This is a genomic window from Hyphomonas pacifica (genome assembly GCF_000682675.1).
GTDB classification, from domain to species: Bacteria; Pseudomonadota; Alphaproteobacteria; order Caulobacterales; family Hyphomonadaceae; genus Hyphomonas; species Hyphomonas pacifica.
The window spans coordinates 66,631-86,375 of the sequence record NZ_AWFA01000078.1 but is presented as its reverse complement, the minus strand read 5'-3'; the positions used below and the strand labels follow the sequence as shown (position 1 = coordinate 86,375).

19 protein-coding genes are annotated in these 19,745 nt (G+C 59.0%); 6 read left to right on the top strand and 13 right to left on the bottom strand.

Going from position 1 to position 19,745, the window contains the following annotated elements:
- Positions 1-20: 20 nt before the first annotated feature.
- A complete protein-coding gene (locus HY2_RS15815) occupies positions 21-905 on the bottom strand; it encodes a bifunctional helix-turn-helix domain-containing protein/methylated-DNA--[protein]-cysteine S-methyltransferase (RefSeq protein ID WP_034829328.1) in 885 nt (294 codons plus the stop codon).
- 129 nt (positions 906-1,034) lie between these two features.
- Between HY2_RS15815 and HY2_RS15810 the strand changes: the two genes are divergently transcribed.
- Positions 1,035-1,982 (top strand): glutathione S-transferase family protein, encoded by a 948-nt coding sequence (locus HY2_RS15810; RefSeq protein ID WP_034829325.1) that lies wholly within the window; start codon positions 1,035-1,037, stop codon positions 1,980-1,982.
- A 68-nt stretch (positions 1,983-2,050) separates the two neighbouring features.
- On the top strand, positions 2,051-2,860 hold the full coding sequence (locus HY2_RS15805) for an SDR family NAD(P)-dependent oxidoreductase (RefSeq protein WP_034829322.1): 810 nt from the start codon (positions 2,051-2,053) through the stop codon (positions 2,858-2,860).
- Here the strand turns inward: HY2_RS15805 and HY2_RS15800 are convergent.
- Positions 2,857-3,723 (bottom strand): hypothetical protein, encoded by an 867-nt coding sequence (locus HY2_RS15800; protein WP_034829321.1) that lies wholly within the window; start codon positions 3,721-3,723, stop codon positions 2,857-2,859. The two genes, HY2_RS15805 and HY2_RS15800, sit on opposite strands and share 4 nt — an antisense overlap.
- Before the next feature lie 205 nt (positions 3,724-3,928).
- Here HY2_RS15800 and HY2_RS15795 point away from each other — a divergent pair, with 205 nt between their 5' ends.
- The gene (locus tag HY2_RS15795; protein WP_034829389.1) at positions 3,929-5,629 is read left to right on the top strand and encodes an acyl-CoA dehydrogenase family protein; all 1,701 of its coding nucleotides are present in this window, start codon (positions 3,929-3,931) and stop codon (positions 5,627-5,629) included.
- A 15-nt stretch (positions 5,630-5,644) separates the two neighbouring features.
- Here HY2_RS15795 and HY2_RS15790 read toward each other — a convergent pair whose 3' ends face one another.
- From HY2_RS15790 to hisI, 3 genes are read right to left on the bottom strand one after another with little or no spacing between them, the layout of a single operon-like run.
- Positions 5,645-6,505 carry a glycoside hydrolase family 16 protein gene (locus HY2_RS15790; protein WP_034829318.1) on the bottom strand — a complete coding sequence of 287 codons (861 nt, stop codon included), beginning with the start codon at positions 6,503-6,505 and terminating at the stop codon, positions 5,645-5,647.
- Positions 6,502-7,407, bottom strand: a complete 906-nt coding sequence (locus tag HY2_RS15785; protein WP_034829316.1) for an N-acyl homoserine lactonase family protein — start codon at positions 7,405-7,407, stop codon at positions 6,502-6,504. The genes HY2_RS15790 and HY2_RS15785 overlap by 4 nt, the downstream gene beginning before the upstream one ends.
- A gap of 23 nt (positions 7,408-7,430) precedes the next feature.
- Positions 7,431-7,841, bottom strand: a complete 411-nt coding sequence (hisI, locus tag HY2_RS15780; protein ID WP_081815099.1) for a phosphoribosyl-AMP cyclohydrolase — start codon at positions 7,839-7,841, stop codon at positions 7,431-7,433.
- 82 nt (positions 7,842-7,923) lie between these two features.
- Between hisI and HY2_RS15775 the strand changes: the two genes are divergently transcribed.
- On the top strand, positions 7,924-8,823 hold the full coding sequence (locus HY2_RS15775) for a hydroxymethylglutaryl-CoA lyase (RefSeq protein WP_034829312.1): 900 nt from the start codon (positions 7,924-7,926) through the stop codon (positions 8,821-8,823).
- A 12-nt stretch (positions 8,824-8,835) separates the two neighbouring features.
- Here the strand turns inward: HY2_RS15775 and cobT are convergent, their stop codons facing one another.
- From cobT to rpmB, 5 genes are all read right to left on the bottom strand, one after another.
- A complete protein-coding gene (gene cobT / locus HY2_RS15770) occupies positions 8,836-10,836 on the bottom strand; it encodes a cobaltochelatase subunit CobT (protein ID WP_034829309.1) in 2,001 nt (666 codons plus the stop codon).
- Positions 10,837-11,502, bottom strand: coding sequence for a dienelactone hydrolase family protein (locus HY2_RS15765; RefSeq protein WP_034829306.1), 666 nt, complete (start codon positions 11,500-11,502; stop codon positions 10,837-10,839).
- 20 nt (positions 11,503-11,522) lie between these two features.
- Positions 11,523-12,506 carry a cobaltochelatase subunit CobS gene (gene cobS / locus HY2_RS15760; RefSeq protein WP_112062708.1) on the bottom strand — a complete coding sequence of 328 codons (984 nt, stop codon included), beginning with the start codon at positions 12,504-12,506 and terminating at the stop codon, positions 11,523-11,525.
- A 125-nt stretch (positions 12,507-12,631) separates the two neighbouring features.
- The gene (locus HY2_RS15755) at positions 12,632-14,299 is read right to left on the bottom strand and encodes an amidohydrolase (protein ID WP_034829304.1); all 1,668 of its coding nucleotides are present in this window, start codon (positions 14,297-14,299) and stop codon (positions 12,632-12,634) included.
- Positions 14,300-14,425: 126 nt separating this feature from the next.
- Positions 14,426-14,710, bottom strand: coding sequence for a 50S ribosomal protein L28 (gene rpmB / locus HY2_RS15750; RefSeq protein ID WP_034793026.1), 285 nt, complete (start codon positions 14,708-14,710; stop codon positions 14,426-14,428).
- Positions 14,711-14,957: 247 nt separating this feature from the next.
- On the opposite strand from rpmB, the gene HY2_RS15745 reads away from it, so the two are divergent.
- Complete coding sequence (locus HY2_RS15745; RefSeq protein ID WP_034829386.1) at positions 14,958-15,830, top strand: DUF3108 domain-containing protein; 873 nt, start codon at positions 14,958-14,960, stop codon at positions 15,828-15,830.
- A 7-nt stretch (positions 15,831-15,837) separates the two neighbouring features.
- On the opposite strand, the gene HY2_RS15740 is transcribed toward HY2_RS15745, so the two are convergent.
- On the bottom strand, positions 15,838-16,857 hold the full coding sequence (locus HY2_RS15740) for an RluA family pseudouridine synthase (RefSeq protein ID WP_034829302.1): 1,020 nt from the start codon (positions 16,855-16,857) through the stop codon (positions 15,838-15,840).
- An 87-nt stretch (positions 16,858-16,944) separates the two neighbouring features.
- Between HY2_RS15740 and HY2_RS15735 the strand changes: the two genes are divergently transcribed.
- Positions 16,945-18,654, top strand: a complete 1,710-nt coding sequence (locus HY2_RS15735) for an alkaline phosphatase D family protein (protein WP_051595116.1) — start codon at positions 16,945-16,947, stop codon at positions 18,652-18,654.
- Between the two features lie 3 nt (positions 18,655-18,657).
- Here HY2_RS15735 and HY2_RS15730 read toward each other — a convergent pair whose 3' ends face one another.
- Positions 18,658-19,416, bottom strand: coding sequence for an SDR family NAD(P)-dependent oxidoreductase (locus tag HY2_RS15730; protein WP_034829300.1), 759 nt, complete (start codon positions 19,414-19,416; stop codon positions 18,658-18,660).
- 6 nt (positions 19,417-19,422) lie between these two features.
- Positions 19,423-19,743, bottom strand: a complete 321-nt coding sequence (locus tag HY2_RS15725; RefSeq protein ID WP_034829298.1) for a hypothetical protein — start codon at positions 19,741-19,743, stop codon at positions 19,423-19,425.
- Positions 19,744-19,745: the final 2 nt, after the last annotated feature.

The following is a 19,745-nucleotide window of genomic DNA, read 5'->3' as shown; positions in this document are numbered from 1 at the left end:
CCGTCTGCCCATCAGCCTGATCAGGCCGCATGGGCGCGTTCAAAAGTGAGCATGGCGCGTTTGCGATCCACTCCCCAATGATAATTATGGAGCCGACCGTCCGCTGCAAGGGCGCGGTGACAGGGAATGAACCAACTGATCGGGTTTGCGCCCACGGCTGCGCCCACTGCGCGGGCAGCTTTCGGATTGCCGCTGGCCTTTGCGAGCGCTCCATAGGTGGCAGTTCTGCCAGCCGGAATCTCCAGCAGGGCCCGCCAGATCTGGCGCCGGAAGGGCGTGCCATAAAGCGCTACCGGCAGGGGCTCTCCCTGCTCGAACACTTGCCGCGCCATCTTCAGCGCGGCCGCATCATCGCGGCGGATGTCGGCCTGCGGATAGCGACGGGCAAGATCAGCAAAGGCGTCAGCCTCTCCCCGCCCCTGATGTTCAAATCCTGTTCGGGCGGGGGCATCCTCATCAATGAAGCCCAGCGCGACCAGACCGCGCGGCGAGACCAGCCACGCGCCTTCCCCGAACGGCGTAGGTGCCCGCCCGATCAGCAGGTCTGCGCCGCGTCCGCCCGCCTTGGCCTCTCCGGGAGTCAGCCCTTCATGGGCAATGAACAAATCATGCAGCCGGCCTGGCCCGGACAGGCCCGCCTCAAGCGAGGCTTCCAGCACGCTCACGCCGTTACGCAGCAGGTCGCCTGCGGCGGCATGCGCCAGAGCTGCCTGGAACTGCTTCGGGCTGACGCCTGCCCACCGGGTGAATTCGCGCTGAAAATGGCTGGGCGACAAATTCATCTGTTGTGCGACGGAGGCAAGATCCGGCCAGTCCCGCCAAGTATCTCCCAGATATTTCAAGGCCCTGGCCATTCTCTCATAGGCCGCAGCGCGTTCATCAATAGGGGCAGTCGTCTCTGTCATAGGCCCTTATTTGCCGCTTGAGGACGGCAGCGGCCACCCGTTTCTTGCGGGCCCGCGCCAGTTTTTGAGACTTCCCTGCAACACAAAAGCCCGGCAAGAGTAGTCTATAGACAAGCTGGGAGCGAATTTATGGCTGATGCGCGCAGTATTATCCTGCATGAATATCCGACATCCCCTTGTGCAGAGAAAATACGTCTGGCGCTACGCCTGAAGAATCTCGCCTATAGCCGGGTCGAGATTCCGGTCATCATGCCCCGGCCGGATTTGATGCCGATGACAGGCGGATACCGCCGCACCCCGGTAATGCAGATTGGCGCAGATATCTATTGTGACACGGCCATCATCCTGCGCGAACTGGAAGCCCGCTTTCCGATGCCCGCCCTGAAACTGCCCGGTCATGAGGGTCTGGCCCAGATGGTGGCCGGCTGGACGGATGGCCGCTGGTTCCAGAGTTCGGTTGCTGTCATCTTCGGTGAGAAAGGCGATCAGGTGCCTGACGCCTTCAAGAAAGACCGCGAAGAACTGTCCGGGCGTCCCTTCAATACCGATGCCATGAAAGCAGTGGCGCCGATGATGCGGGATCAATGGCGCGCACGACTAATGCTGCTGGAAGAGCGGCTGCAGGGCGGTCAGGGCGCCGGCGCCGGCCTCTATCTGATCGGCATGAAACCGGGTCTGGTCGACATCCATGCCTATATGAATGTCTGGTTCATGGAGCAGAATGTGCCGGACTTTCTGGAACAATGCTTTGAACGCGCCGACCTGACCAAGGCCTGGTATGAGCGACTGAAGGAATTCGAGGGCCAGGAGCCTGAGACCATCACCTCCCGCCAAGCGCTAGACATTGCGCTGTTTGCTGCGCCGCGCCTGGTTGCGGCCACCACGCGCAGTGAACCGCAAGGCCTGAGCCCTGGTGAAGACGTGGCTGTTGCGCCGGATGATTATGGCCAGGTCTGGGTAGAGGGCGAACTGGTACATGCCGACTCCCAGCGCATTATCCTGCAACGCACATCGGAAGAAGCCGAAACCGTGCACGTTCACTTCCCACGCGCCGGATATCTGGTGCGACGCCTGTAGCCTGCCTTGTCTGGCCGCCCTGCCCGGCTAGTCTCAGGCTGTGACATTCAACACAAGGGAGCCCGGCCATGGACCGCAGACTATGCCTTATTACGGGTGCCTCCGCCGGGATCGGCGCTGAGTTTGCCCTCCAGTATGCAGCCCTTGGTTGGGATCTGGCGCTAACCGCCCGGCGGGAAGACAGGCTGACAGAGCTGGCGGATGAACTGCAGAATAAGCACGGCAACAAGGTGATCTGCATTGCGCAGGATCTGGCCCGCGCCAATTCCGCCGACAAGATTATCACCACGCTGTCCGAACAGGGCCGTCATGTGGACGCGCTGGTCAATAATGCCGGGTATGGTCTGCCGGGCACCTTCTTCAATACCAGTTGGAAATCACAGGCGGACTTTATTCGCGTGCTCTACACGGCGCCAATCGAACTGGCGCACAAGGTGCTGCCGGGTATGGCGGAGCGCGGCTATGGGCGCATCATAAATGTCGCCTCCCTAGCGGGCTATGCCGCTGGCAGCGCAGGCCATACGCTGTATGCCAGCGTAAAATCCGGGATGATCAAATTCTCCGAAAGCCTGAATGCCGAATGCGAAGCGCTGGGCCATGCTGACATTTACTGCACAGCCCTCTGCCCCGGCTTCACCTATAGCGAATTCCACGATGTCAACGGCACACGCGACAGCATGAACAAGATGAGCAAGCGCATGTGGATGGAGGCCGGACCGGTTGTGAAAGCCGGGATCGACGCGGTCAATCGCGGCCAGTCCGTTGTCGTGCCCGGCATGGTCAACAAGACGATTGCCTCGCTGACGCGCATCCTGCCCGAGCCGCTGGGCCGTGCCATGGTGAGCGCACAGAGCAAGCGTTATCGCCGCCTCGATTAGTCGGTGGAGGTAGAGGCAATCTCGTCACGAATGCGGTCTGCAGTGGGGGTTGTGTCGGACTTGCGCCAATCCGTTGCGCGGCGGCGCGGAACAATGCCACCCTCTTCCCGCTCGCGTCCTGCCGCGGATTTGCCAAAGCGCGGGCCTTCTTCACTGCGCGCAACCGTGACAATCGGTCCTTCATAGAAAGCAGCCCAATATTTCGCGAGGACGTCGCGGCGTCCTTCGAGGGACCGTAAGTGACGGCGCTCACGCCAGCTGGTCAGCTTGATACCTTCGGTCTTCACGCGCTTGTCGGCGCCGAGGGTCTGCAGACAGCCGGAATACCGCTTGGGCGCGCCGCCGGTCAGATCAAACTGGATTTCGCCAATGCCTTCGGCCTGTTTACCGGAATCAGCCGGCAGGGTTTCGCGGAATTTGAACTCAAGATGAGGCCAGCTCAGCTGATAGAACTCCGTCTGGATACCGCTTTCGGCTTCTCCGCTACGGGTCAAACTGGTGGAGGACAGGAGCAGGCCGTTGCGGGAGGGCTTCAGCGAGACAATCGCGATGCGCGGCCCGTTGGGTCCGCCGCGCTCGGCCTGGATCCAGCTGCCCTCAACATAGGCGCTGCCCAGCACCAGACGGCGCAGTCCGCCCAGCTTCAGAATGGCTGGCAGAACAATCTCCGCCATGACGCCCCACAGGATCACCAGAATCGCGCAGAGCCCGGCCAGCAGGGCCCACATGCCTACTTTCCCACTGCCCGCCATGACCTCAGCCGCCAGCGCGCGAAGCATAGGACCAAATGCAACAACTGCGCCCAGAATAGCAACCGCCGCAATCAGATTGGGGAGGCTGTGAAAACGTTGATAAGGGTTCATAAGAAGCGCCGCTCCATTAAGGCATTCCGCGATGTGCCCGCATTTAGGCGCCATCACCCGAAATTTTGGTTAACGCAATGCAAACACACCCACATCCGTCGCAGCCTCAGACGAGACGATTTGTTGCAGCGCACAAAAGCCGCATGACTTGTACGAGGCAGTGCCCTATATCTATGAAAAATATTGCATAGCGGAGGAATACAGCATGGATGCAGTTGCGGCGGACCCGACCCAGAAACCGGTCATCATTCCGGACCTTGTAGCCCTGATCGGCAAGGCCTGCACCGCGATTGACGCCTATGCAGATGCCGCGCGCAGCAAATGCCGCGCTGTCCTCGTAAAGGAAGACGGCCGCACGGATCGCCGCGCCCTGGAAGCCGAACAGCACATGGCCCACGGTCTGTCTTGGGTCGTCACCTATGCCGAAACTCTCAAGCAGGTGGCTGACTGGGCAGGCCGTCTGGATGCAGACGGCCATTTTACCGATGTTGAAGCCCTGCTGACGCAGATCCTGTTCGGGGATTATTGTGCGCAACTGGTGGGCGGCATTCCTATGAACCAAGGCGAGACCATTCGCCCACACGAACTGGGCACGCTGGAAGAAGCAGATACCTTATTTGCTGATCCTGCCGTCCGGGAACTGATCCTCAAAGGCAAGACCGCAGGCTCGCTCGCCGCTGCGGCCAAGCTGCTGCCCGATGCCCTCAGCCGTAACACGGTCGAGAATACCGGTCTCGACGAAACCATGACCATGGTGCGCGAGCAGTTTGCAAAATATGCCAGCGACAAGATCAAGCCGCATGCCCATGAATGGCACCTCAAGAATGAGTACATCCCGATGGATGTGGTCGACGAGATGGCAGAGCTAGGCGTTTTCGGCCTGACCATTCCGGAAGAGTTTGGCGGCTTCGGCATGGGCAAGACGGCCATGTGCGTTGTCTCTGAAGAACTGTCGCGCGGCTATATCGGGACAGGCTCTCTCGGCACGCGGTCCGAGATTGCGGCCGAACTGATCCTGATTGGCGGCACAGATGACCAGAAGGAAAAGTGGCTACCGAAAATTGCCAGCGGCGAAATTCTGCCGACGGCAGTGTTTACCGAGCCGAATACGGGCTCTGATCTTGGCTCTTTGCGCACCCGCGCCGTGAAGACCGAAGACGGCGAATATTACAGTATCACCGGCAACAAGACCTGGATCACACACCCCGTTCGCGCGGACCTGATGACCCTGCTTGCGCGGACTGATCCGGCAACGAACAATTTCTCAGGCCTGTCCATGCTGCTGGCCGAGAAGCCGCGCGGCGATGATGCCAACCCCTTCCCGGCCGAAGGTATGACCGGCGGCGAGATCGAAGTACTCGGCTATCGCGGCATGAAGGAATACGAAATCGGCTTTGACGATTTCAAGGTGAAAGCAGAAAACCTGCTGGGCGGCGTTGAAGGCCAAGGCTTCAAGCATTTGATGGCCACTTTCGAAAGCGCCCGCATTCAGACGGCGGCACGCGCCATCGGCGTTGGCCAGAATGCTTTCGAAACAGGCCTGCAATATGCACTGGACCGCAACCAGTTCGGCAAACCGATCTTCGAATTCCCTCGCGTGGCCAACAAGCTGGTCATGATGGCAGCGGAGCTGGTTGGCGTTCGTCAACTCACCTATTATTCTGCGCGCCAGAAGGATGGCGGCAAACGCTGTGACCTGGAGGCCGGCATGGCGAAACTTCTGGCCGCGCGCGTAGCCTGGGCCGCCGCAGACAATGCCGTGCAAATCCATGGCGGCAATGGCTTTGCGCTGGAATATACGGTTAGCCGTATCCTGCAGGATGCCCGTATCCTGAACATCTTCGAAGGTGCCGGCGAAGTTCAGGCCATGGTCATCGCTCGGCGATTGGTGGAAGGTGGGAATTAAGCCGCCTTCCCTCACCTATTTCGTTCTGGGAATCTCGACGCGCTCATAAACGCGCACCCAATCCACTAGAAACCGGTCCGGCATACGCTTGGGATCGGGCATCTCTGACCACCATTTGTGGGCCGTGGATTTGTGCGTCGAGATCTCGCCCGAGAACTTGATCCAGACAGGTGTTTTCGACACCCCACCCGCATCGCTGCGCCAGACTTCCTGTCCGTCAATGAACCAGACATATTCCGTCTCGCTCCATTCCAGCGCATAGACATGCCAGCCTGAGCGAATGCCGGGACGGAATTGCTTGTGGTGCGCGCTCTGGTGGGCCTTGCCATAGCCATCCCAGTGCAAGGCATGGTTGACGACATCCGTCCAGCCAAAGCCTTCCATGATGTCGATCTCTGTACCATCTTCGCCTGAACCATCTTCGTGATGCACACGATCAGAGAATAGCCAGAAAGCCACCCACCAACCCGGATCCTGAGGCAGTTTCATGCGCGCTTCATAGCGCCCGAAGGTCGGCTCGAACTTGCCCTCGGTTGAGACCATGCCGCTGGCATAATCATACGGGTCATCATCCTGTTCAGGATTGCGGTTCTCGATCTTGGTCGCCAGGATTTCCAAGTGGCCATGGCCGGTCAGTCGGACATTGTCGCGCAGCCACCATCCATCCGGACCATCCTTGTTGGACTTGCGATTATATTCCTGAGAAATCCATTTGTCCGGGTCCGGGCGGCCATGGCCGGAGAACTCATCCTGGAAGACCAGTTTCCATTTGGAATCCCGTTCATCAAGGACCGAGGAATTGTTGCCATCACTCGTGCACGCCACCAGTGCTGCCGCGGAGAGTAAACCCGCGTACAGCCAAAGCGGCCATCTCATTGGATTACGCCTTGAAGCGGATCAATATCCCTTGGCTCGTGCTGAATGATGACAGTGGCGCCCAGTTCTTTTGCGCGGGCTTCAAATGCGTCCATAGAGGCCAGCGTCATGGCTTCATCATAATTGAAACGCGGCACACGCTTCAGCTCACGGCTTTCAGAGCGATGATACAAATCCCCCGCCAGCAGGACAGGCCCCGCTTCAGGCATCATCAGCTGCAGCGATGTATGGCCGGGTGTATGTCCTGGCGTTTCGAAGATGACCACACTGCCATCGCCGAACACATCATAATCACCGCGGAAGGCTTTCCGCTCCAACGGATTGAACATCGCGAACAGGGCCAATTGTTCAGGTGTTGCGACCTGCGCCGTGCTGCCATCTGGTGGAAACATGGCGTTCAGTTCGTCTTCGTGCACCAGCCACAAGGCATTCTGAACCTGATCCGCCTGGCCGATATGATCGAAATGGCTGTGAGAAATGGCCAGATAATCGATGTCATCCGACGTCATGCCGAGATCCTTGAGATGGGCGGTCAGGGTCTTATCGAGAGAGACCGTAAAGATCTGCAAGGTTTGCGGACCTGATGTGGCCAGCATGCCCGGCAATCCAAGATCCCATAGCAAGATACCTTGCGGGTGACGGATCAGAAAACATGTATCGGTAAAGGTGTCGGTCTGTCCGGCATAATCACCCGCACTCGAAAATGCGTCGAGATCGGACACTTCGATCTTGCCGCAATCCAGCACGTCGACATGCAACGCGGCTTCGCTGACATCATCGGTCTCACTTGTCTGCGCAGTATCCGCTGCCGCAGTGCCATCCGCTGGCTTACTTTCAGTCTTGCCGCATGCTGCAGCGAGGACCAGCACGGACGCCATCATGGCTGTCGCGAGTCTGCCCATCTTCACCCCCTTCTGGTTGTTGGTCAGCCTTCCGAATCCATTTCTGGCAGCAGAATGAGCTTTCGTCCATCACCGGTTACAATTCTGTAGAAACAAGATTCCCGGCCCGTATGGCAGGCTCCCCCTGTCTGACGAACCTTCATCAGCACCGCGTCCTGATCGCAGTCAATCCGCAGCTCTACGACATCCTGAAAGTGACCTGAAGTTCCCCCCTTCACCCAGAGAGCCTCGCGCGAGCGAGACCAGTAAGTCGCCCGCCCGGTCTCAATCGTTGCCGTCAACGCGTCGGCATTCATCCAGGCAAGCATCAGCACTTCACCCGTCGAAACATCCTGCGCGATGGCAGCGATCAAGCCGTCTGCATTGAAGCGGGGTCTCAGCTCCAGAACCTCGTCCTGGGCACTTCCAGACAGGGGGGGATCAAAATCAGTCATGCCTGTTCCGGTGTGGCACCGTGGCAAAAGAGTCAAGCAGACATGCTTGCAGGAAGCACAAAGCTGGGCCACATGATGCTGCATGAGCAGACGTATAGACATTGTAGAAGTTGGGCCCCGCGACGGGCTGCAGAATGACCCCGCCAATCTCACGACCGAAACGAAGCTTGAGTTTATCTCTCGTCTGGAAGAGGCTGGGGTTAGGCGGATGGAGTCCGGCAGTTTTGTCAGTCCCAAGGCTGTGCCGAAAATGGCCGATTCCGCCGCCGTGTTCGCAGGGGTCGACCGCTCGCGCCCGACCCGGCACATCGCTCTTGCCCTGAACGAGAAGGGTGTGCGCCGCGCCATTGATGCAAAAGCGGACGAAATCAATTTCGTGCTGGTGGCTGGCGAAACCTTTGGCCGCAAGAATCAGGGGATGAGTCCCCAGGAAAGCGCCGACATGCTGGCTCAGTGTGCACCTCTAGTGCTGGAGGCCGGCATTCCCCTTTCGGCGACAATTTCTGTGGCGTTTGGCGACCCCTATGAGGGGGATGTCGACATCAAAGTCGTGGGAAATCTGGCCGCTCAGGCCCAGCGCGCAGGTGTCGGTGAACTGGCCCTCGGCGACACGATCGGCGTGGCAACCCCTTGGGACGTCCGCGCGCGCATTGACCGCGTCCGCATGGAAGCGCCGGATGTGTTCCTGCGCATGCATTTCCATGACACGCGCGGCGCGGGCCTTGCCAATGTCGCCGCCGCGGTAGAGGCCGGTGTGGATGTCATTGATGCGAGCTGTGGCGGGATCGGCGGCTGTCCCTTCGCCCCGGCCGCAACCGGAAATGTGGCGACCGAGGATGTCGTCTACATGCTGGAGCGCGCAGGCTTTGAGACGGGCCTCGATTTAGGCAAGCTGATCGAGACAGCTCACTGGCTGGAAAAGGCGCTCGGCCACCCGGTCGCCTCATCGCTCAGCAAGGCTGGCGCGTTTCCACCAGCCTGATTGGCTAAGGCCTTACGTCTTGGCGCCTTTGACTTCCTGCAGGCTGGTTGTCTTTACGGCGCGGCCGATGTCGACCTTCTTGCCCCGGCCATAGGAAGGCGCGCCACTGGTTGTACCGGAGACTGCGCTGCCACCACGCACCGTCTTATCCGTTAGCGGAGGAATGGACATGGCCTTTGGTTCCGGCCCGTTCTCGTCAAACAGGCTGGCCAGCTGTTCCGTCATCGCGCCGCCAAGTTGTTCCGCGTCCACAATGGTCACGGCGCGCTTGTAATAGCGAGTCACATCATGGCCGATACCAATGGCGATCAGCTCAATCGGGCTTCTGGTTTCGATTTCTTCGATCACCTGCCGAAGGTGGCGCTCAAGATAATTGCCGACATTCACATTCAACGTGGAATCATCCACAGGCGCGCCATCGGAGATCACCATCAGGATTTTGCGCTGCTCCGGCCGGCCGAGCATGCGGTCATGCGCCCAGAGCAGAGCCTCTCCGTCGATATTCTCCTTGAGCAGACCTTCTCGCATCATCAGGCCGAGATTCTTCCGCGCCCGGCGCCACGGCGCATCCGCCTGCTTGTAGACAATATGCCGTATGTCATTCAGGCGTCCCGGTTGCGGAGGCTTGTTCGCGCCCACCCAGTCTTCACGAGCCATACCGCCTTTCCAGGCCTTGGTCGTAAATCCCAAGATTTCTGTCTTGACGCCGCACCGCTCCAGCGTGCGCGCCAGAATGTCCGCACACAAAGCAGCCACCATGATCGGGCGCCCGCGCATGGAGCCGGAATTGTCCAGCAACAGCGTAACCACCGTATCGCGGAACTCTGAATCATCTTCCTGCTTGAAGGACAGCGGGGCCGTTGGGTCCGTGATTACGCGCGTCAGACGGGCTGTATCCAGCACCCCCTCTTCCAGATCAAAGCTCCAGGACCGATTCTGCTGCGCCATCAGACGACGTTGCAGTTTGTTGGCCAGTTTGGAAACTGCACCCTGCAGCCCTTGCAACTGATGATCCAGATAGGCGCGCAGGCGGGTCAGCTCTTCGGGATCACACAAATCCGGCGCATTGGCGACTTCGTCATGCTCCCGTGTGAACACGGAATAGTTGAAACGGTCACGATCATCACCATCCCGGAAGTTCGGACGAAGCGGCTTGGTGCCCTCTTCATCATCCGGCGTGTCATCGGCCTCGGCATCAACATCCATATCGACGCTGACATTGGCCTCTTCGCCATCCATTTCTTCCGTATCACCCGCATCCAACTGCTCAGTTGATGCACCCATCTGCTCCTCTGGCTCCATGTCCTGGTCGCCTTCGGAATTCTGTTCGCTTTCGTCTTCCTGGTCAGCTTCGTCCTGGTCTTCTGTTTCGGCGTCTTCACCGTCCACTTCACCCGCGGTCAGATCCCGGATCATTTCGCGAACAGTTTGGGCGAAGCCTTGTTGGTCGCGAAGCTGCGCGATCAGCTTTTCCAGCGCGCCGCCCGTATCGGCCTCTACCCTGTCGCGCCAGATGTCCGCCACGCGCTTGGCGCTGTCTGGCAGCGCTCGCCCGGTCAACTTCTCGCGCAGAAGGAATTCCAGAGCCGGAGCCAGCACGGCCTCGGCATTCTCCGAACCCATCGCAAATTCACCAGACTGGCAACGATAGTTCAGGACAGCATCCAGATTGTTTGCAGTGCCCCGCATGGCATTGATGCCAAGGCTTTCGATCCGCGCCTGCTCGGCCGCATCATAGACCTTCCTTGGCAAATCCCCCTGCGGGCGGTGAACCCGGTGCGCATCAGGATTATGATGGGCGCGGCGCAGGGCAATTGCATCCGCCTCCCCCCGAATCCGCGCGGCCACTTCCGGCTCGATCTGTTGCGGCGGCGGGCGCAGGACAATCGCCTCGCCACTGTCTCCGGCATCATTGCCAAAGCCAACTTCCACGTCCCGGTCGGCACTCATCGCCTTGGTCGTGGTGGCAAGCGCCTGCTTGAACAATTCCTGCGGGGATGCGTCCTTCGCCATTCAGCGGATCAGGGCCTCGTCAAAAAGTTTCAGTGTACGCTCAAAAGCCAGTTCATCGGCCTTGGCATCATAGTCATCAGAGCCCTGACGGGCGAATCCATGGCCAGCGTCATAAATATAGGTCAACACATCATGGCGGGCCTGCTTGAAGGCCTCAACCCCCTCCAGGGGGATGTGGGGGTCATGCTTGCCGAAATGCGCAATGGTCGGACATTTCGGCTCATTATCCTTCGCCTGCGGCAACAGACTGCCATAGTAGCAGGATGCGGCAGACAGGCCGTCCAGCTGGCAAGCTGCGTGATACGACATCGAGCCACCATAGCAGAAACCGGTGATGAAAACGGGCCCTTCGAGCATATCAATGCAGGCGGCAATATCGGTCATTGCATTCTCAAGACCATTGGCACGAGCATGCCCCGATCCGGCGACAAGCGCCGCCTGATCATGACCTTCGCGGACAAAGCCCGTTTCCTGACGGTCGAACATGGATGGCAACAGCACTTCAAAGCCTTCGGCGGCAAACCGGCGGGCGGCGGCAAGCATGAAAGAGTTCAGGCCGAAGATCTCCTGGATCATAACCAGCCCGCCCTTGCGTGCGCCTTCTGCAGGAACGCGCACCGCATCGAAAACGAAGCCGTCAGAGCCTTCTATCTGTTCCTTGTCCATGATCAGGCCTTTTCGTCAGATCAGGCGACCCTTACCATAAGGGCGCTTTCGGGCAGCTCTTCCGCAAAGCAACGCTGATACATCTCTGCCACAAGCGGACGCTCAAGCTCGTCACACTTGTTCAGGAAGGTCATGCGGAAGGCATGGCCCAGATCGCCGAAGATAGCATAGTTTTCCGCCCATGTGATCACAGTCCGCGGGCTCATCACGGTGGAGAGGTCGCCCGCCATAAAGGCATTCCGGGTCAAATCGGCCAGCGTCACCATCTTGGACAGGGTGTCGTCATCGACGCCCGTGGCCTTAGTCTTAACAATGGCGACTTCGGCGTCATGCTCCAGATAGTTCAGCGTTGTCACAATGCTCCAGCGGTCCATCTGGCCCTGGTTTAGCTGCTGTGTGCCATGGTACAGACCGGTCGTGTCGCCAAGCCCCACCGTGTTGGTGGTGGCAAACAAGCGGAAATACGGGTTCGGCGCGATAACGCGGTTCTGGTCCAACAGGGTAAGCTTGCCGCTGGCTTCCAGCACACGCTGGATCACGAACATTACATCCGGGCGGCCGGCATCATATTCGTCAAAAGTGATCGCTACCGGCCGCTGCAGGGCCCATGGTAGAATACCTTCGCGGAATTCGGTGATCTGCTTGCCATCCTTCAGGACAATCGCATCCTTGCCGACCATGTCGATCCGGCTGACATGGGAGTCGAGGTTAACCCGGATCATCGGCCAGTTCAGGCGGGCGGCCACTTGTTCAATGTGGGTGGATTTACCTGTGCCGTGATAGCCTTGCACCATGACGCGGCGATTGTGCTGAAACCCCGCAAGAATCGCCATCGTGGTCTGCGGATCGAAGCGATAGGCCTCGTCAATCTCGGGTACATATTCGGTTCGTGTCTCGAAGCCGCGGACGACCATGTCCGTGTCGAGGCCAAAAACCTCGCGGACATTGATCTCGACTGTCGGCTCCATGCCATCCAGCACATCGGTATCGCTCATTACGGTCATGATTGTATCTCGGGCTTCGGGAGGTTGTTTCGTTCAGAATGGGTTTTAGCACGGTAAAGGCTCACGCCTAGTGCGACGTAGCGTAAGAAGCTGTTTCGGCAACAGAAGCCAACCGCTACAGGCAATTATTCAGAGGCAGCCGACTGTCGCCAGACAACATTCCCCCCGACAATTGTCATCACAGCCTTCGCCTCAAGAATTTCGTCTTCAGGAATGGTCATCAAATCACGGTCAAAAACCGTGAAATCCGCCAATTTTCCAGGTTCAATCGTGCCGAGATCATCCTCCTGAAACGCAGCATAGGCTGCAGAGGAGGTGAATAGGGCGAGCGCCTGCTCACGCGCCAGGGCCTGTTCAGGGTGCCAACCCTCCCCTGTTTCGCCATTGAGCCCCTTGCGGGCAACAGCGGCATAGAACTCTATCAGCGGCGAGCCCACCTCAACCGGCGCATCTGAGCCACCGGCAACGACGGCACCGCTACCCAGCATACTTTTCCAGGCATACGCGCCGCCCAAGCGGTCCATGCCAAGACGCGCAGGCGCGAACTTCAGGTCTCCGATGGCATGGCTGGGCTGCATGGACGCGATCAGGCCCAACTGCCCGACACGGGCAATGTCTTCCGGGGCCAGGATCTGCGCGTGCTCAATACGCCAGCGCAGTTCCGGGCCATAGCCCAACTCTTCATATGTATCGAGAATACGCCGATTGGCGAGGTCTCCGATGGCATGAATGGCCAATTGGATCTCATCCTCCTTCGCATCCATCATCAGATTGTGGAGTACATTTTCATCGAGGATTTCCAGCCCATTTGTGTCTGGTCGGTCCGAATAGGGCTGGATCAGCAAAGCCCCACGGCTGCCGAGCGCGCCGTCGATGTAAATCTTCACAGCTCGGTTCTGGATCGTATCCGTCTCATATTGGTGCTTCTTGGCAAGGTAGAAGCCATTCTCATCATAGGCATTATAGAGCCGCAGCGGCATCAGGCCCTCATCATCCAGAGCCTTCAGCAAGGCAGCATGATTGCGATCCACGCTCATATTGTGCGTGCCGGTCCAGCCGCGCGCGACATAGGTTTTCGCACCGATCTCGTAAGCCTTGCGTATATCCGTATCGCTGGGTTCAGCGACCAGCTGCAAGACCGGATACATGGCTTCGTCTATCACCATGCCGGTCGCTTTGCCGGTGCCTTTGCCGCGCTCGACCCGGCCGCCATCACTGTCGCCTGCAATGTCGTAGACGTCCGCCGCTTTCAGGGCCGCAGTATTGGCAACGAGGGCATGACCATCGGCGCGCATCAGGATCACCGGATTGGCCGGGCTGACGGGATCAAGATCGGCAGCCGAGGGCATGCGGTCCTCCGGCCAGTCCGTCTCAATCCAGCCTCGGCCAAAGATGATCTCGCCTGGGACCTTGCCTGCGACTTCGTCGCTGACACGTGATACCAGGCTCTCAAGCGAGGGCGTGCCCTCTAGACTCAGCATGATTTCCCGCTGGCCAATGCCCAGAAGGTGCGCATGGGCATCCGTAAAGCCGGGAAACATGACCCCACCGTCGAGGTCCACCATTGTGACCTCATCTTCACTCCAGTCTTCGGAAGTGGGCGGTGCAGTTGCGATAATGCGGCCATCTTCGCCAACAATCACGGCGTTTACCTTGGGCTGATCCGCCAGACCGGTGTAAATTGTGCCGCCCGTGAAAACGGTGACCTTGCCCTGTGCGGGAGTCTTCTGGGTTGCTGGATCATGACAGGCCGCCAGCAAGCCCAAGGCTGCAATGGTCAAGAATGTGCGCATGATGTCCCCCTGATTCCAAGGGGAGTCTTTTGCCATGCGGTTGCTAGCGCGTCCAACCGCAAGACACAGAAAAGCGCGCGAAGCCCAGCCTCGCGCGCCTGTATTCTTGTACCCAAAGGCAGACGCTTAAGCGGCAGCTTTCTTCGCAATGTCACGCTTGATTTTCAGCGCTTTCGTGGAAAGGCTGTCATCCTTCGCCTTGGCGAGGAACGCATCAAGGCCGCCCAGCTTGTCTACCGTGCGCAGAGCCTTGGCGGCGATGCGCAGACGGAAGTCCTGCTCAAGCGCTTCAGAGTGAAGCGTAACCTGAACGAGGTTCGGGCGGAAAAGACGCTTGGTCTTGATCTGGGAGTGGCTCACATTGTGGCCAACCATCGGCTTGGTGCCGGTAAGTTCACATTCGCGGGACATGGCCTCGCTCCGATAGGTGTCAATAATCTCGAAGGCGCGTCGTTACAGGGCAGATACCCCTCATGTCAACTGCGAGCATCAGGCATTTCGGCAGTTTTACGCTTGCGGGAGTCATTCGTTGTCATACTTCTTGAATGCAAACCACTCCGGAATGAGGCATGATCGGGGCAGGACTGTTCAGATTGGGTTGGTGATGACAGGTTATAAGGAGTGCCAAACGAACCGCTCCGGAAAGGATTTTGTCCTGATGAAACGTGCATTTCTACTGGCAACTGCCGCGGCCATGACCGCAGCCGGCCTGTCTGTGGCCGATACTGCGCCAGCGAGCACGGCACCCACGCTGTTGGCAAATATCAAATCGGGCGAGCCGACGCGAATGATCTATGAATTACAAGCCAAGGCCTATGTGCTGTTCATTCCCGCAACAGGCCGCGCCTCTTTTGAGGTCGAGATGCGCCCGGACATCTACAATATCAAATCGCGCGTGAAAGTGACCGGTATCGCCGACTGGTTCATCAATTATGACATGCACCTTCAGGCCTCTGGCTATACACGCGAAAACGGGCTGAAGACGTATAATTACGTCTCGCAGAACCGTGACGGCAAAAAGAACCGCCGCGTAGACATGATCATGACAGCGGATAATTTTGAGATGACCGCCAATCCGAAGTTCGGAGATCTGGGTGATCCGCCGGCCACACCGGAACAGGCCGTAAAGGCGAATGACCCCATCACGGCGCTCATCACCTTCGCGTTGGAGCCACGTGCACCAGGTGCTGACCCCTGCGGCGGACCGATCCGCATCTTTGACGGACGCCAGCTGACCTATCTGCATTTGAAGAATGCCGGTACCAAGCGGGTGAACACCAAGGTCTGGTCTGGTCAGGCCGTGGAATGCCATGTCACGATGGAACGCATTGCGGGCTACGACAAAGACGAGATGAAGGACAATGACAATCTGTCCGCGCTCAACGGTCCGCTGCGCATGTGGCTGGCCCCACTGCCAAATGGCGCCTCCGTGCCGATCAAGATCGCGGCGGAAACCGACAAAATTGGCGATGTAACCCTGACGGCAACCAAATTGCAGTTTGAACCGCTGGTCGAGTCGGGCGGGAACTAGGGCAATCTCAGTCGTCTGTCGGCAATTTTCTCAACGCCGCGATCAAGTCCGACATGTCTTCCGGAAGAGGCGCTTCAAAACGGAGCGTCTCTTTCGTTATCGGGTGCACAAAACCCAGCACAGCGGCATGCAGCGCCTGGCGCGGAAAGGCGCGCGCGGCTTTTGTGCCTTCAATATGCGCTTCGCCCTGGCCGTATGAGCTGATGCCCTTCTGACGGCCATAAACCGGATCACCGATGAGCGGCACGCCAATATGGCTCAAATGCACGCGGATCTGGTGCGTACGGCCTGTTTCCAGTTGGCATTCCACCAGCGCGGCAGCGGGAAGGCCCGTTCCCTTATCGCGAAGGCCGAACATTTCAATGGCCCTGTAATGCGTAATTGCATGCCGCCCTACTCCGCTTTCGGGATTGCGCACGACCGCCATTTTCTTGCGATCCCCGGTCGAGCGGGCAATTGGCTCATCCACTGTACCCGATAGCGGACGCGGAGCGCCGCGCGTAACCGCCAGATATTTGCGCTCAATATCGTGAGTCTGAAAAAGCTCTGACAGGCCGAGATGCGCCGACTCGGTCTTTGCGACCACAAGCACGCCGGTCGTCAGCTTGTCGATCCTGTGCACGATGCCGGGCCGCTCCACACCGCCAATGCCGGACAATTCGCCCTGGCAATGATGCAGCAGCGCATTGACGAGCGTCCCGTCCCAGCTGCCGGGTGCGGGATGTACCGCCATGCCGGACGGCTTGTTCAGTACAATCAGGTGCGCATCCTCAAACAGGATATCGAGCGGAATGTCTTCCGCTTCAGGCGTCGCAGGCACCGGGTCTGGCAGGGTAATCCTGTAGACGGCGCCGTCCACAGCCGGCTTTCGTGGATCGGTTTCGGGGGTGCCGTTCATGCTGACGGCGCCTTCAAGGATCAGCGCCTTCAGACGCGACCGCGAGAGCGAGTCCGCCCGACTGGCAAGAAAGCTGTCCAGCCTTTTGCCCTCATCAGCTGAGGTTGCAGTGATTTCAAGATGTTCCATTGCGCGACTTATAGACGAATAGCGTGGTGATCGTCATGCTATTGTCAACAGACCGGACTAGGGAGATCCGGAACACGGGAGACAGACATGACCAAGATTACCCGCCGCGGCCTGCTGGGCGCCGCAGCCACCGGAACCCTCAGCCTCGCCGCCTGCGCCACGACACCTGTAAGCGCGCCGGTCAAGACGGAGGCTTATGAGGGAGAGATCGACTTCCTGCACGGCGTTGCGTCAGGCGACCCGCTGGCAGACCGCGTCATCGTCTGGACCCGCGTAACCCCGAAGAGCGGTACCGGCCCTATCCAGGTAAGATATGATGTCTTCGACCCCGCCAACCCGGCCACTCCGGTCAGCAGCGGTGTCGTCACCACATCCGAGGCCCGCGACTATACAGTGAAGGCCGATGCCAAGGGCCTGCAGCCTGGAAAAACCTATACCTACAAATTCACTGTACTGGCATCGAATGGCGAGGTGACCTCTCCTGAAGGGCGTCTCAAGACAACCGCCCTGTCAGGTGACACACCGGTGCGCATGGCCGTTGTCTCCTGCTCCAACTGGCAATTTGGATATTTCAACGCTTATGACGCGATCTCGCAGGAAGCCGATCTGGACGCCGTGGTCCACCTTGGCGACTATCTGTACGAGTACGGCATTGACGGTTATGCCAGCCCCGAAGCCATGGCACTTGGCCGCACGCATGATCCGATCACGGAAATGGTGACGCTGTCTGATTATCGCACACGCCACGCCCAGTACAAGACCGATCCGGCCCTTCAGGCCGCGCATGCTGCAGCCCCCTGGATCTGCACATGGGATGACCATGAGAGCGCCAACAATTCCTACCGTACAGGTGCCCAGAACCATAATCCGGAAAATGGCGAGGGGGACTGGAGCGACCGTAAACAGGCCGCCATGCAAGCCTATTTCGAATGGCTGCCCCTGCGCGAACCGGTTCCGGGCGAGGTTACGTCCGCAGTCTGGCGCAGCTTCAATTTCGGGGATGTTGCCACAGTTATTGCGCTTGAGAGCCGCCTGACAGGTCGCTCGCCCGACATCAGCTGGTCAGATGCGCTGGCAGGCGCAAGCGATCAAGCCACGATCATGGCGCGTGTTCAGGAAACTATGCAGAAGATCAACAATCCGGAACGCACCATGCTGGGCGCCGAGCAGGAAGCCTGGCTGACCGAAGAACTGGCGGCCTCCGTCAAGGCCGGCAAGCGCTGGCAGGTGCTGGCCAATCAGGTCGTCATGGCCCGGACGAAACTACCAAACATGCAGGAAGTTCTGACGCCGGAGCAGGTCGCGGCGCAGACCAACCCCTATGTCGCGCAAATGGTGCCCTTCTCTGCCCTTGGCCTGCCGTTCAATCCGGATGCCTGGGATGGCTTCCCGGCAGCGCGTGAGCGGCTCTATGCAGGCGCCGCCTCTGCCGGAGCAAGCCTGGTCACGCTGGCCGGAGACACGCACACGGCGTGGGCAAACACCCTGTATGATGCCGCTGGCGAGCGCCGCGGTGTTGAGTTCGGGTGCACCTCCATCACGTCCCCCGGCACCGGTGCCTATATCAAGGACGTTCCGAACCTCGGCCAGTTGTTCGCAGACGCGAACACCGAAGTTGAATGGCATGACCCGTTTGGCCACGGCTATACGCTGGTCACGCTGACCTCCGACAAGGCGCTGGCCGAGTACAAGAAAGTCTCTGACATTCTCAGCAAGATGTACACGCTCGACACGGTCGCCGTGTTTGAGACGGAAACGGACACCAACCCCGTTCCGGGCCTGGCTCAGGTCAGCTGATCGCTATTCCAGAATACCGGCGAGTGCGGAGCGGCCCCCATCCAGCTTCAGTATCTCGCCGGTAATGAAGGCTGCGTTCGGTGAGGACAGAAACTGGGCGGAGTCGGCAATCTCATCTGCCAGGGCGGCGCGTCCCAGCGGGGTACGCCGTACTGTCCAATTCTCCAGCTTGCCTTCACGGGGGCGGATCGCAACGATGCCGTTCACACGAACGGCCTTCTCGGCAAGCTCAACAGCCCCGGCCTTGATGATCCCCAGCACAGCGGATTGCGTGACGGTCTCGGTAAACCGTCCCGGCATGCTGGCAAGCGCCGAATAGGATAGGATGAACGTCACCGTCCCCTTCTGACGGATACGTTCCACACCTGCCATGGGCAGGTCTTCCTGTTCATCAATCTGGTCCGCAAATACCTTCAGAGCCAAGGCCGCCCCTCGGCTGGCCCGGGCAATGGATTTGTCGAACCGCTCAGGTGCAAAATCCGCCAGCGTATCCGGTTCTTCGATCTCGGGAATGACGATCAGATTATCCACCCGGCCAAACGCCTCGACAGCAGCCGTCAAAGCATTTCGCAGCCCCAAGCGCGTATGAAGCTCACCATGGTGCAGAAGCACATCCTCCGGCATGGCATTACGGGCAATCCCGATACGCTCTTCGGACGGGTCTGCGGCCACAACCTTATGGCCATGTTCATTGAAACGGCGGGCGACAGCATCGCCCACCTCACGGCCAAGGCCGAGTATAATGGTGACTGGATCGGCCATGAGGTATCAGGCTTTCGTATCGGAGGCGGGCACCTTGCTGCGCTGGCTGCGCAGGTCATCGCCGAGAATGGAGAGCCGGTCGTTCAACCTATGACTTGCCGCCAGAATCTCTCCCAAGAAGCGAACAACCACATACATAAAGCCCAGCACAGCAAAACTGCCGATGATACGTGTAAGACCCGCAAAGACATGGCCTTTGAAGATCCAGCCGAGACCGGACAGAACCGCGAATACCGCAGCAATGAGGAAGATAACCGCAAGTATGGCGGTCGCCTGCTTCACGGCACCAAGGGTCATGGCCCTGTCCTGATCAAATAGCTCACGCATGC